At 53.0% G+C, this 14,266-nt stretch carries 12 protein-coding genes; all 12 read left to right on the top strand.

Going from position 1 to position 14,266, the window contains the following annotated elements; genetic code table 11:
- Window positions 1-18: 18 nt before the first annotated feature.
- The 12 genes from dtd (at window position 19) to R2I50_RS01885 (ending at window position 14,119) form a co-directional block, all read left to right on the top strand.
- A complete protein-coding gene (gene dtd / locus R2I50_RS01940) occupies window positions 19-474 on the top strand; it encodes a D-aminoacyl-tRNA deacylase (RefSeq protein WP_316607402.1) in 456 nt (151 codons plus the stop codon).
- Window positions 471-1,091 (top strand): MBL fold metallo-hydrolase, encoded by a 621-nt coding sequence (locus R2I50_RS01935; RefSeq protein WP_316607401.1) that lies wholly within the window; start codon window positions 471-473, stop codon window positions 1,089-1,091. Before dtd ends, R2I50_RS01935 begins: the two co-directional genes overlap by 4 nt.
- Before the next feature lie 57 nt (window positions 1,092-1,148).
- The gene (gene hemZ / locus R2I50_RS01930; RefSeq protein ID WP_316607400.1) at window positions 1,149-2,642 is read left to right on the top strand and encodes a coproporphyrinogen dehydrogenase HemZ; all 1,494 of its coding nucleotides are present in this window, start codon (window positions 1,149-1,151) and stop codon (window positions 2,640-2,642) included.
- Between the two features lie 114 nt (window positions 2,643-2,756).
- Complete coding sequence (locus tag R2I50_RS01925; protein WP_316607399.1) at window positions 2,757-4,568, top strand: polysaccharide biosynthesis protein; 1,812 nt, start codon at window positions 2,757-2,759, stop codon at window positions 4,566-4,568.
- A 34-nt stretch (window positions 4,569-4,602) separates the two neighbouring features.
- A complete protein-coding gene (mazG, locus tag R2I50_RS01920; RefSeq protein ID WP_316607398.1) occupies window positions 4,603-5,388 on the top strand; it encodes a nucleoside triphosphate pyrophosphohydrolase in 786 nt (261 codons plus the stop codon).
- Between the two features lie 47 nt (window positions 5,389-5,435).
- Window positions 5,436-5,711 carry an HU family DNA-binding protein gene (locus tag R2I50_RS01915; RefSeq protein WP_316607397.1) on the top strand — a complete coding sequence of 92 codons (276 nt, stop codon included), beginning with the start codon at window positions 5,436-5,438 and terminating at the stop codon, window positions 5,709-5,711.
- A gap of 206 nt (window positions 5,712-5,917) precedes the next feature.
- Complete coding sequence (locus tag R2I50_RS01910) at window positions 5,918-6,400, top strand: RNA polymerase sigma factor (protein WP_316607396.1); 483 nt, start codon at window positions 5,918-5,920, stop codon at window positions 6,398-6,400.
- Entirely contained in the window at window positions 6,397-7,281 is an 885-nt protein-coding gene (locus R2I50_RS01905; protein ID WP_316607395.1) for a hypothetical protein, read from the top strand. Before R2I50_RS01910 ends, R2I50_RS01905 begins: the two co-directional genes overlap by 4 nt.
- 43 nt (window positions 7,282-7,324) lie before the next feature.
- The gene (locus R2I50_RS01900) at window positions 7,325-8,380 is read left to right on the top strand and encodes a dockerin type I repeat-containing protein (RefSeq protein WP_316607394.1); all 1,056 of its coding nucleotides are present in this window, start codon (window positions 7,325-7,327) and stop codon (window positions 8,378-8,380) included.
- A gap of 247 nt (window positions 8,381-8,627) precedes the next feature.
- Window positions 8,628-10,532, top strand: a complete 1,905-nt coding sequence (htpG, locus tag R2I50_RS01895) for a molecular chaperone HtpG (protein WP_316607393.1) — start codon at window positions 8,628-8,630, stop codon at window positions 10,530-10,532.
- Window positions 10,533-10,783: 251 nt separating this feature from the next.
- Window positions 10,784-12,607 carry a ribonuclease J gene (locus tag R2I50_RS01890; protein ID WP_399552814.1) on the top strand — a complete coding sequence of 608 codons (1,824 nt, stop codon included), beginning with the start codon at window positions 10,784-10,786 and terminating at the stop codon, window positions 12,605-12,607.
- 45 nt (window positions 12,608-12,652) lie between these two features.
- Window positions 12,653-14,119, top strand: a complete 1,467-nt coding sequence (locus R2I50_RS01885; RefSeq protein ID WP_316607392.1) for a dockerin type I domain-containing protein — start codon at window positions 12,653-12,655, stop codon at window positions 14,117-14,119.
- Window positions 14,120-14,266 lie beyond the last annotated feature (147 nt).

The following is a 14,266-nucleotide window of genomic DNA, read 5'->3' as shown; positions in this document are numbered from 1 at the left end:
CAGAAAGAGTGATATATTATGAAAGCAGTGCTCCAGCGCGTGACGCGCGCGAGCGTGACCGTAGAAGGGGAGCGGATCTCCGCGATCGACGGCGGTCTGCTGATCCTGTTGGGTGTTGCCGAGGGCGATACCCGCCGTGACGCCGAGGTGCTCGCGGATAAGATCGCGAACCTGCGTATCTTCAGCGACAGCGACGATAAGATGAACCTGTCCCTTCTGACGACGGGCGGCTCGGCGCTGGTGGTATCGCAGTTTACCTTATGTGCCAACTGCGTCAAGGGCAGACGTCCCGACTTCTTCGGCGCGGCAAAGCCCGATACCGCGAATGAACTGTATGAATATTTCTGTAAAAGAATTATAGATGCGGGCGTAACAAACGTCGGCAAGGGCGTTTTCGGCGCGGATATGAAGGTCGAACTGCTCAACGACGGACCCGTTACCATTATTCTCGACAGCGGGGAATTGAAGAAATGATCAAGATAGATTATGATGTTGTCGGCATGATCGGCACCAACTGTTACCTGATAGAGGATGAGGCGAGCGGTGCGCTGGCGGTCATCGACCCCGGCGACCACAGCGACGCGGTCATCTCCGAGATCGACCGCCGAGGCGGAAAGCTCGACTATATCCTGCTGACCCACGGTCATTATGACCATGTTTTGGGTGTGGCGGAGCTATGCGAGCGTTATCATCCGACGGTATGCGCGGCGCAGAAGGAACTCCTGCTCATCTCTGAGCCGAGCTATAATCTCTCAAAGAAGCATGGCTTGGCCATCCCGCCCTTCACCGTTGATCGTCCGCTCAAGGACGGCGATATCGTTATACTGGGTGAGAGTGAGATACGTTTTCTCCTGACGCCCGGCCATACGATGGGCAGCGGATGCTATATCGTGGATGACTGTATCTTCTCGGGCGATACGCTGTTTTGCACGAGCATCGGGCGCACCGACTTCCCGACCTCGAGCATGAGGGATATGATGAAGTCGATCGAGCGGCTCAGGGATCTCGACGGCGACTACCGCGTGTTCCCGGGACATGATATGTTCACTACCTTGAATCAGGAAAGAAAGTACAACCCGTATATGCAATAAGATAACAGATAACAGTGAAGGGAAACACTGACGCGTTTCGGATTGATAGTAGGAAGTATGATCAATTGGTTGTGGGCGAAGCCCACCCGCCGCCATTCACTGTTCACCGTTCACCGAATTATGAATCTATATATCGACAACCACAAGTTCCATTATGAAATGGAAAATCTATGCCGTGCCTTCCTCTTTACCGAAGAAGTCACGGTAATACACCAATGGAATACTCTTGAAGCGCCTTATATCCTGACCTCCGTTTATGACGAGGTCAGGGTAGAATTATGTGCAGACGGTGAGCGCGGGGAACTGTCCGCTCCGCTGAGCGATGATGACGAGCTGCAGATGGGAATCCTGCTCTACCGACTGCTCTCGGCGCATTATCACCGCGAGCTGCCGTGGGGAATCCTGACCGGCGTGCGGCCGATCAAGCTGTTTTCGCGGCTCGCCGATAAGGACGGGGAAGAGGAAGCAGAGCGATATTTCCGCGACACCCTTCTCGTCAGCGCAGAAAAGACCGAGCTGGCTAAAACCGTTCGTCATAATCAGAGAGCGATCATCAAACGCTCCGGTAAGCGCTCTTTCTCGCTGTACGTCAGCATCCCGTTCTGCCCGACTCGGTGCAGCTACTGCTCCTTTGTCAGCCAGAGCGTCGAGAAAGCAAAGAAGCTGATTGAGGATTATATCCCGTTGCTGCTCGGCGAGATCCGTTATACGGCGGAGCTTGCGCGGGAGCTTGATCTGCGGCTGGAGTCCGTCTATATCGGCGGCGGTACGCCCACGACCCTTACTGCCGAACAGCTCGATCTTCTGCTCAGTGAGATCGAGGCGGATTTCGACATGAGCCGCTGCGCGGAGTTCACGGTCGAAGCGGGCCGTCCCGATACCGTTACGCGGGAGAAGCTGACGGCGCTGAAAAAGCATGCCGTCACCCGTATCTCGATCAATCCCCAGACCTTCAACGACAGTGTGCTGGAGCATATCGGCCGCAAGCATAATTCACAGCAGACAATCGACGCCTTTCGTCTCGCGCGGGAGCTGGGCTTTGACAACATCAACATGGATCTGATCGCAGGGCTAACCACCGATACGCCCGAGAGCTTCGAGCGCACCATTAGCATCATCCGTGAGCTTGACCCTGAGAGCGTGACTGTTCATACGCTCGCCGTCAAACGCTCTGCCCGCCTTAATTCCGCCGACGCGGTACGGGAGCAGGCATACACGGCGCGGATGCTCGCTTATGCCTCCGCTCAGCTGACCGACGGCGGCTATGAGCCGTACTACCTCTACCGTCAGAGCAAGATGCTCTCGAATCTGGAGAATATCGGCTGGGCAAAGCCCGGGTATTTCAGCCCCTACAACGTGTACATCATGGAGGAGACCCACTCGATCCTCGCCTGCGGGGCGGGTGCTGTGACCAAGCTGCGCGATACCGCATCCGACTATCTCGAGCGCATATTCAACTTCAAATATCCGTATGAATATATCAGCCGCTTTGACGAGTTGTTACAGCGCAAGCAGCGCGTGAAATCTTTTTATGGTGAATACAACGAATAATTCTCCGCACGGTTGAATTATCCTTTTACCTGTGCTAAAATACCTCTTTAGTCAGAATATCCGATCTGTCGATTGTTGTTATCCCCGGCGGATAACAGTAAATGGAGTGATTGAATGAATAACGACAGTTTAAGTAAGAATACGTCAAAAACCTTTGTCAAGGGCGCCTTGATCATGACCGTCAGCATGGTCGTCGTCAAGCTGCTCGGCATGTTCTACAAGATATTCCTGTACCGCATGTACGCGGGTTACGATGATATCGCCGGCTTCTCGATGGGCAGCGTCGGTCAGGGGCTTTTGAGCAACGCTTATGAGGTCTATACGCCGCTGTTCGCGCTGGCGACGGCGGGCTTTCCGATCGCGGTATCTCGACTGATCGCCGAGAGCGTCGCCCAGAAACGCTACAAGGACGTAGCGGTCATCCATAAGACATCCAAGCGCCTGTTCATCGTCATGGGTCTGGTGTGCTTTGCCCTGATGATCGGTATCAGCTTCGTCTATGTCTCGATCATCAAGCAGCCGCTTTCTCTGTACGCGATGATGACCTTATCGCCCGCGGTATTCCTTGGGTGTCTGGTGTCGATCTATCGCGGCTACTACGAGGGTCAGCGCAACATGTTCCCCTCCGCCTGCTCTGAGGTCGTGGAGATGCTGGTCAAGGTCGTCAGCGGTCTGACGCTCGGCTACCTCGTCATGAAGTTCGGTATGTCCGAGTTTTCCGCGTCAGGCACCGTATTCGGCAAGACCTTTGACACCCCCCAGAACGCCATGCAGACTCTGCTCGCTTATTCGGTCGCCGCGGCGATCGCGGGTATCGCGCTGGGGTCACTGTTCGCGTTCCTTTTCCTGCGTATCTACTACAGCAAGCACAAGTTTATGGTCACCGACGAGATGATGCATGATTCCGTCGACGCCCGTACCCAGCAGGAAACCTTAAAGATCCTGATCAAAACCGCCGTACCGATCATCCTGTCGGCGTTTATCATGAATATCTCCACCACCATCGACTCGGTGGTCATCCAGAACGTGCTGTATCATACCAGCCTGACCAACGGCGATCTGCTGGTCGCACAGTTCGGCTCTCAGTACGCCGAGAAGCTCTCTCACATGGTACATCCCGTGGGTACGGAGGAGATCTCGCTGCACACCTCGCTGTGGGGCTGCTTTGCGAACGCCCTGCCGCTGATGCAGCTCGTGACGACCGTCACCCAGGTCTTCGGTACCTCGGCGCTGCCGAACGTTACCGCCGCTTACAGCTCCGGTGATAAGAAGGAGCTCAAGACGAGCATCGAGACCGTATTGAAGATGACGATGATGTTCACCCTGCCGGCGGGACTGTCGCTGTTCGCGCTTTCAAAGCCGATCATCACCCTGCTCTACGGCGGCGGCTTCGAGGGCGACGTCTCCGCCTCGATCCTGAGCATCATGGGCTTCTCGTGCATCGTTGTCGCGGCGTCTACGCCCGTCATGAGCATGCTGCAGAGCCTCGGTAAGGTTCATCTGCCGCTGATCCTGTGTACCATCGCCATGGTCATCAAGGTCGCGACCAACTACCTCTTCGTCAGCATTGTCGAGATCAATGTCACCGGCGCGGCTGTCGGCTCTCTGGTCGCCTTCACCTTTGTGTTCATCGTCGGTATGTACCTCTTGATCCGTCATTCGGGCTGTATGCCGAATTTCGTCAATACGATGTTGAAGCCGCTGATCTCCGGTGCGATCTGCGCCGCGACTGCGTTCGGCGTTTATAAGCTGTTCAGCATGTTCACCGGCAACCTTATTTCCATCGTCGCATGTGTTATCGTTGCGGTCATCGTGTATGTTCTCGCCCTGATGCTGATGCGCACCTTCAGCAAGGATGAGATCGCCATGCTGCCAAAAGGTAAAAATATTGTAACAATCCTTGAAAAACTTCACCTGTTAAGGTAATATAGTAATACCAATGGATAAAATGAGTGAAATTATGGATTTTCAGTACAAGGACGCCTATAATATTACTGATCTGATCGGAATTATGCGCATCCTTCGCTCTCCGAACGGCTGCCCATGGGATAAGGTGCAGACCCACGAGAGCATCCGTCAGAATTTTATCGAAGAGACCTACGAGGCAGTCGAAGCTATCGACAAGGGCGATTCCCCCTTGCTCAAAGAGGAGCTCGGCGACGTGCTGATGCAGGTGATCTTCCACTCTTTGATGGAAGAGGAGGAAGGACGCTTTAATTTTGACGACGTATGTAACGACGTCTGTCAGAAGTTGATCATCCGTCACCCGCACGTGTTCGGCAGCGTTGACGCCGAGACGCCCGAGGAGGTGCTCCGTAATTGGGACGCCATCAAGATGCAGACTAAGTCGCAGGAGAGCTACGCCGACTCTGTCGATGACGTAGCGCGGTCGCTCCCCGCCCTTATGCGTGCGCAGAAGGTGCAGAAGCGTTCCGCAAAATCCGGCATGGATTTTAAGAACGCCGCCGAAGCCGCGTCAAAGGTTCCCGAGGAACAGCAGGAGCTGTTTAGGGCGATCGAGAGCGGCGACAAGGCGCAGATCGAGGAGGAGCTCGGCGATCTTCTGTTCTCCGTCGTCAACATCGCGCGATTCGCCGGTGTGGACGCCGAACAGGCGCTCTACCGCTCTACCGATAAATTCGCGAAGCGGTTTCGCGCAGTCGAGGAGCTCGCGCATGAGCGCGGTATCGACATGAAAACCGCCCAACCGTCGTTAATTGATTCCCTTTGGGAAGAAGTTAAATAGAAAATACGCGGAATCTTCCGCAATAAATTATTGGAGGAAAACAAAAAATGAAAAAGTCTGAACTCATCGCAATTGTTGCTGAAAAAGCTGCTATTTCCAAGAAGGACGCTGAGGCTGCTGTAGCCGCTACCTTCGACACCATCGTAGAGACCATCGCTGCCGGCGACAAGATCCAGCTGGTCGGTTTCGGTACTTTTGAGAGAAGAGAGAGAAACGCTCGTACCGGTGTTGATCCCAGAACCAACGCTAAGATCGAGATCCCCGCTTCCAAGGTTCCCGCTTTCAAGGCAGGCAAGGCTTTCAAGGACGCGGTTAACAAGTAATTTTTGCAAGACCCAAGGGCTGACAGGCGACTGTCAGCCTTTTTTGTTTAGCAAACAGCGGTCAGTGATAATTGCATGAAACGGTGCCTCAGCGTCCCGTGTTCCGCCGGGATATTCGCACATTGATATGTGCTTTCTGTAAAAAATTGATTACAATGCAATTAAACGTGTACTTCGCGCATTTAGTAAGTGAAGGGGGATGAACGATGGATCGGTTGTATGCAGGGCTCAGCTATGAACAGACTGTGGATAAGTATATCGGTACCGTGTACGCTGTCTGTGTGATGCGTCTCAGCGGCAACGCCGACGTCGACGACTGCGTGCAGAATACGTTCATCAAGCTGTATGAGAAATCCCCCGATTTTACCGACGAAAACCATCTGAAAGCGTGGCTGCTGCACGTCGCGATCAACGAATGTCGCATGAGCGTTCGCCGCTCCCTTCGCTTTGTACCGCTGGATCATCTGGGAGAGCTTCCCCTTCCTCAATCGGACGATCACAGCGATCTCAGCTGGGCGCTGATGCGGCTGAGTGCCAAATACCGCGAGGTGCTGTACCTCTATTATGAAGAAGGCTACAAGGTCAGAGAGATCGCCGGGATCCTCGATACAAGGGAAGGAACGGTCATGTCGCTCCTGAAACGCGGACGAGATAAGCTCAAACAGATTTATGGAGGTGAGGAAACGTGAACAATATCAACTTCCATAGCGTCAAGAATATCAAAGTCCCTGAGAAGCTGAGGGAAAAGGTGCTGGCGATCCCCGATGAGCCGAAGCATAAGCCGGTCGGGTATCGTACCCGAGCTGTTCGGATCGCCGCAGCAGCCGCGAGTATCGTCCTGATCACCGCTGTCAGCGCCGCTCTGTTCCTGAACATGGACGGAAAATCCCCCGTTGTCGTTCAGCCCGCTTCGACGGACAGCGCGACCGCCGCGACGCAGCCGATCACCGAACAGCCGGTATCTCCCTCAAAATCGCCGATCCTAAGCACTTCCGCTCCCGAAATCTCCCCGACTTCTCCCGTGACCGACGGCACTATCGCACCCGCTCGGCAGAGCACGGTAAATAATAATCAATCCACCGTTTCACCGTTGACCGAAAATACGACGCCCGCCCCCGATACTGCGCCAACCGCAGCTCCGATAGCTCCTGTTACCGATCCTCCGACAGAAAAACCGACCGAAAAGCAAGGCTCGTGGAATCCTCAGCCCCCGACAGCGCTGCCGTGGGTTCCCGACGATCCAACTGAAGTGTGGCTTGACCCTACCGAAGGGATTTGGACGCCTCCTACGAGAGTCAGTACGACGATTCTGCATAATCAGATTCCCAAAGATCGCAGGGTTTATTGCCGTATCGAAAGTACAGCCGGAGAGGTGTTCGGCGGCTATGAGCTGTTTGCTGACGAAAGGTTGATGACAGAGATCGGAAGTGATAGAGATTGTGATATCTATATTTATGAGTTTGCAGTTTACTACAATGTGCCTTTTCGATCGGAGAGAGATGTTTTCAATTGTATCATTTATGACAGTAACGGAAATGTACTGACCACGAACAGTGTACACTGGCTGTGAAGAAACGGGCAGTATGTAATACGCTCGAAAGGAGAATTAGATCATGAAAAAAGTATTGTCGATTATGATTTCGATCGCCCTGCTGTTATCCTGTGTGACTATAACGGTGCTCGCAAAGGAGAAGAATGGGAAAATCACTTCTGCTCTCGCGGAACAGCTCGATAAGCTTCCCGAAGGCGAGAAAATATCGACCGGTATTTGGCTCTATTATCAGCATGATGCAGAGCTTATAGAACGTATGACCTTTGAAGAGTGTGGATTGACTGCGGGTACCTGCATGACCTTGGATGAGGTTGATACCTATTCCAAAGTTTATAACCGGATCGCGGGAGAAATGGAGGCGGCAGGAAATAAAGCGCTTATCGAAAAGTCAGGCGTATCGGATGAAGATGTTTTGTTTTGCGGTACTGTTTCTCCGATGGTTGTTCTGAGCTTAACAAAAGAACAGGTCTACGCAATCTCGGCGTTCAGTGAGGTAGAGATCCTCGATTATGATGAGAGTTTGGCTCCTGTTGAAACGACGCAGAGTGCAGAACAGCCTGCGTCGGGGCATATTTATGAAAGCAGCTTTAAGCAGAAGTATGAAACACAGTATGAGCACGTTGCGTCCTATCGTGAGTGCTACTATCATTATGATGCAAGCGGTAAAAACGACTGGGTGCTGGTCGCCTGCCGATTGGATATTTGCCAGCCTGCTGTTTACACTGCTATCCTCGGCAACCGCGTGATCTCTCACAGTAATTATTACGCTCCCTTTGATTCAGGTTACGCAGTGTATGACGTAGAACGGGATGATTTCATCGACGCCGCTTCACTTGTCGCAAAAGAGTACGACGGACTTCCAAGAGCGTTTGATGAATACGTCACCGAGGGTAAGCCGCTTGGAGATCTGGACGACGACAATGTTATCTCGATTATTGATGCGACTATCATCCAACGCTGTGACGCCCGTATCCGTGATTACCCTGATAATGATAAAATCGACTTATACTCGTGGAACCGTGAACCAATGTACTACTCCGATTTCAACCGAGACGGCGAGCGAAACATCCTTGACGTGACCGCGATCCAGCGTTATCTGGTTGATCTGCCTTATTAATTCTGAGTTAGAAATATAAGCCCGCCGCTGAGTGCATGCTCAGCGGCGTTTCCTTATCCGGTTCACATTTAATTTACAAAGAATTAGCACTCTCACCTTGACAGTGCTAAAAATTGGAGTATAATAAAATGTAAATAAGAGTTAAGAAATATGAAATAAGAAATATCGGATTAGTTCCGGGACAGTTCTTATTTCTTCTTTCTTAGTTCTTAGTTAATTGAAGTTCATCAAAAAGAGGTAATACACTATGGCTAAAAAGCAATTCAAGACTGAATCCAAGAAGCTGCTGGATATGATGGTCAACTCCATCTATACCCATAAGGAGATTTTTCTGCGCGAGCTGATCTCGAACGCCTCCGACGCGATCGACAAGCTCTATTTCCGTTCGCTGACCGACGACAGCGTGGGTCTCAAGCACTCCGACTTCGAGATTCGTCTCGCGGTCGATAAGGAGAACCGCATCCTCACCGTTACCGATAACGGTATCGGCATGACGAAGGACGAGCTCGAGAACAATCTCGGTACCATCGCGAAGTCCGGCTCCCTCGACTTCAAGTCCGACGAGGAGAATAAGAACGACAAGATCGACATCATCGGCCAGTTCGGCGTAGGCTTCTACTCCGCGTTCATGGTCGCCGACAATATCAAGGTCGAGAGCCGCGCCTACGGCTCTGACGAAGCCTTTGTCTGGGAGTCCTCGGGCGCCGACGGCTATACCGTCAAGCCCTGTGATAAGGACACAGTCGGCACGGTCATCACCCTGCACATCAAGGAGGATACCGAGGAGGAGAAGTACGGCGAGTTCCTCGAGACCTACCGTATCCGCGAGCTGATCAAGAAGTACAGCGATTATATCCGCTATCCCATCAAGATGCTGACCTCTCACCGTCAGCTCAAGGAGGGTACCGAGAACGAATACGAGGACGTCTATGAGGATGAGACCCTCAACAGCATGACCCCGATCTGGAAGAAGCCCCAAAGCAAGGTAAAGGATGAGGAGTACGCCGAGTATTACAAGGCGAAGTTCGCCGATTATGAAGCGCCGCTGAAGGTCATCCGCCAGTCTACCGAGGGCAACGCCACCTATACCGCCCTGCTGTTCATCCCCGCCCACGCACCGTACGATTACTACAGCCGTGATTATGAGAAGGGCTTACAGCTCTACTCGAGCTCTGTCATGATCATGGAAAAGTGCAAGGATCTGCTGCCCGATCATTTCAGCTTCGTCAAGGGTCTGGTCGACAGCGCCGACCTGAGCCTGAACATCTCCCGCGAGATGCTCCAGCATGACCGTCAGCTGAAGATCATCGCGAAAGCACTGGAGAAAAAGATCGCCTCCGAGCTCGGCAAGATGCTGAAATCCGACCGTGAGAAATACGAGCAGTTCTTCAAGGAGTTCGGCGCCCAGCTCAAGTGGGGCATTTATTCCACCTTCGGCGCCAACCGTGAGGAGCTCCAGGATCTTCTGCTCTTCAAGACATCCGCGGACGCCAAGCCCGGCGAGGTCAAGTTCACCACGTTAAAAGAGTATGTGGACCGTGCCCGCGAGAATCAGGACAAGATCTATTATGCCGTAGGGGAGACCGCCGAGAAGATCGCCATGCTCCCGCAGGTCGAGAGCGTGCTTTCGAAGGGCTATGAGGTGCTCTACCTGACCGAGGATATTGACGAGTTCTGCGTCCAGATCCTACGCGATTATGATAAGAAGGCATTTTTGAATGTTTGTACCGATAACCTCGACCTAGGCGACGAGGAGGAGAAGGCGCAGCTCAAGGAAGCGAACGACAACAGCGAGGAGCTGTTCAAGTTCATGAAGGAGTCTATCGGCGATAAGGTCGCGAAGGTTCGCTATACCAATACGCTGAAGAACCATGCCGTCTGCCTCTCCAGCGAGGGTAATGTCTCCGTCGGCATGGAGCAGATCCTCAACAAGATGCCCGGCACCGAGGGTCAGAACATCAAGGCGGAGACCGTCCTCGAGATCAACATGGATCACCCGATCAAGGATAAGCTGCTGTTCCTCTTCGGCAACGATAAGGAAAAGCTCGCCGATTACAGCAAGATCCTCTATGCCCAGGCGCGCCTGATCAACGGCTTGAACCTCGAAAACCCCGCCGAGATCAGCGACCTGGTATGTGATCTGATGGTATAACAGCCGTATAATTCCATTATAGAATAATGCCCGAAGGTTTTTGATCTTCGGGCATTTTTATTTGCTTTTCTGCCGATACTGAGTTATCTGCACTTGACCTAAGGGCGCTTGATGTGGTATCATATATTCTGTATAAGTAGGAGTATGCCTATCGGCTATTCATTACGATCGTATTTTGTTCTCCCGAACGGTAAAAGGAGAATTCGGATACAGCTCATTACCCGAGCAAAAGACTATAAGGAGGTATTGATTTGATCGAAAAAAAGAATAAGACTCAAATGATGAAGGGCAAACCGAAAAATCCCCGGAATACGAAGAAAAATAAGGCGGAGCCAAAGCAGTCCTATAAGCCTGCCGTGACCGCCAACACAAAAGGAAAGAAGCCCTATCCTAAGAAAAAGAAGGCTCCCGAGAAGCCCTCTGTCCGCGTGGCGTTCCTCGGCGGTCTGAACGAGATCGGTAAGAACCTGACTGTTTTCGAGTGTCAGGACGATATCGTCATCATCGACTCCGGCATGGCGTTCCCCGACGGCGATATGCTGGGCGTCGACCTCGTGATCCCCGATTACACCTATCTGGAGGAGAACCGCAACAAGATCCGCGGCGTGGTCATCACCCACGGACATGAGGATCATATCGGCGGTATCCCGTATCTGCTCGCGAAGGTGAACGTCCCGATCTACGGCACGCCGCTGACGATCGGACTGATTGAGAACAAGCTGCGTGAGCACAGCCTCTCCGCACCGCCCACACTTATCAAGAAGAACGCGGGCGAGCATATCAAGCTCGGCTGCTTCGATATCGAGCTCATACACGTCAATCACAGCATCCCCGACGCGGTTGCCGTCGCCATGCACACCCCCGCGGGTGTTTTGGTACACACCGGCGACTTCAAGATCGACTATACGCCCATGCAGGGAGAGCCCACCGACCTCAACCGTTTTGCAGCGCTGGGCAGCGAGGGCGTTCTGGCGCTCTTTGCCGAGAGCACCAACGCGGAGCGTCCGGGCTACACGCCCACCGAGGCAAAGATCAACGACAGCTTCGATAAGCTGTTCACCACCGCCCGAAATAAACGCATTATCATCGCGACCTTTGCGTCCAATATCAGCCGTATCCAGCAGATCATCAACTGCGCTCACCGCTACGGCAGGAAGCTCGCCTTCTCCGGTCGTTCCATGATCAACTATATGAAGGTCGCTCAGGAGCTGGGCTACGTCAAGGTTCCCGAGAACATGATCATCGATATCGATCGGCTCAAGGACTATCCGCCCCAGCAGATCGTGCTGGCGACTACCGGGTCGCAAGGCGAGCCGATGTCCGCGCTCTCCCGTATGGCGTATTCCGATCACCGCAAGGTATCTGTCGGCGCGGGCGACTTCATCATCATTTCCGCAAAGCCCATCCCCGGCAACGAGCGCACCGTCGGCAATGTTGTCGATGAGCTCTTGAAGCGCGGCTGCGACGTTGTTTACGAGAGCATGTACGAGGTGCATGTCTCCGGTCACGCCTGTCAGGAGGAATTGAAGCTGATCCACGCGCTGGTTAAGCCCAAGTATTTCGTCCCCGTCCACGGCGAGCAGAAAATGCTGCAGAAGCATCGTGCGCTCGCGATGTCGATGGGTATGGACAGTAAAAACATTTATATCGGCGATATCGGCAGGAAGATTGAGATCAACGAGTACACGGGCATCAAGGAGCTCGAGCCTGTCACCGCCGGTAAGGTCTTTGTCGACGGCTTAGGCGTCGGCGACGTCGGCTCCATCGTGCTTCGCGACCGTAAGCATCTGGGACAGGACGGCTTGATCATCATCGTCGCTTCTCTCGATGTCTACGACGGTCATGTCATCAGCGGCCCCGATATCGTTTCCCGCGGCTTTGTCTATGTCCGTGAAAGCGGTAATCTGATGGACGATATCAAGTCTCTCTCCCGCGATATCTTAGAGGATTGCTCCCGCCGCAGTATCCATGAGTGGGGCGTAATCAAGAATATGATCAAGGACGATATCGCCAAGCTGATCGTCCGCCAGACCGGCCGCTCCCCGATGATTTTACCGATTTTGATGGAAGTATAAAAGACTCACCCGCCATACCTGATAACGTAATTACGGAGGTGCTTTATGAAAAGGTCAATTGTATGCTTGATCCTGTCCCTGCTGCTGGTGTTCACCGCTATGCCGATGACGGTCGGTGCGGCTGAGACCGATACCGCCGCAACCGGCGATCTGAGCATTGACTTCGTCTACTATCCGGATAAAAACTTCGCCGTAGCGTATTGGGAGCCGGTTTATAATGCCGTAAGGTATGATATCTGGTTCGAGAACAGCAAACCCGGAACTGATCATTTCGCTCAGGTGGGTTCTGTCCTGTCGCAGTCGGCTGATAAGGGCTGCACGATGACCTTCGACAGCTCTTTCTTCCTCGATGCCGGAGAAGGCGGTTCTGATTATCTGGTAAAGATCGAGGCGATTGATCAGTACGGTCAGATGATTGCGAATGGACAGTCCAATACCATCACAACAAATATTGAGATACTCAAAACACCTAAAGCGACCTTTGGAACAAACGGAATCATTTCATGGAACCCGGTGCCCAACGCAAAATCATATCAGGTGACGATTTACCGTGACTCGATACAGTATCACTGCGCTGTGATCACTGCGCAAACGAGTGTGAATGTTTCCAATCACCTTACGCTCGGCAATCGTTACTTTGCGTTTGTCGTCGCGGTCAACGGTGAGGATTTCCGCAACAGCCTGAGATGTCAGACGGATGTGGTCACCTATCAGGGGACGACCGTCGTTTCGAATTTCGTCATCAGCGGCATCACCGAGCCTGTCGCGGGACAGGCGCCGGACGGCGAGTGCTTGATCCCCGCAAACTGCGGCTACAGACCGACGATCCCGAATTACGGATATATCTCTTGGTATGACGATGACGGTAATCTTCTGAACCCGGATACCGATAGATTCAAAGCCGGCGAGAAATACTCCGCTCAGGTCACCCTGATCCCGAACGAGGGTTATGAGTTCGCTGAGTCCGGACTGACCGGAACGATGAACGGCAAGGATACCACGAAGTCGATCTTCATCGCAACGGCGAAAAAGAAGATCTATATGAGCCGCTGGTTCACCTGCGCCGCCTCCGACGACGTGCTCAGCGGTACGGTAACGAGCTTTCTGAACAGTACCGACGAGACAACGATCACCTTCCGCAACCTTACGACAAACGCGACCGGCATCATCCGTGTAAAGGGTAACAGCGCAACCTATTCGATCCCCAAGATGCCCGCCGGACAATACATGATCTATGTTACAAAGCCGAATCACGCGACCCGCACCTATCACATCATCGTTAACGCTGCCGCTCAGACGCTGAACCTCAAGATCCACCCCCTCGGCGATATCAACGGCGACGGAAAGATCACCACGGTCGATTACGGTAAGGCGAATTCGCATGCGCGCGGTAAAAGCACGCTTTCAGGTTATGAGTTCAGCTGTGCCGACGTTAACGCAGACAGCAAGGTCTCGACCGCCGACGCGGGTCGTATCAACGCTCATGCAAAGGGCAGGAGCAAGCTCTGGTGAGCCGCTGTCAAACATGCCGAAAAGTAAGCAGGGAACGGTTCCTGAGATGAAGGTCCGTAGGGGCGGCCGCTGACTGCCCACCGGATGGTGCGTTTGCTGATGATACTTCCCACACCGATGGAAGTATAAACAATATTATTATTCTCC

This window comes from uncultured Ruminococcus sp. (genome assembly GCA_902785355.1).
Taxonomy (GTDB): Bacteria; Bacillota; Clostridia; order Oscillospirales; family Acutalibacteraceae; genus Ruminococcoides.
Note: the sequence above shows the minus strand (reverse complement) of the source record. Positions and strands in the feature narration are given on the sequence as shown.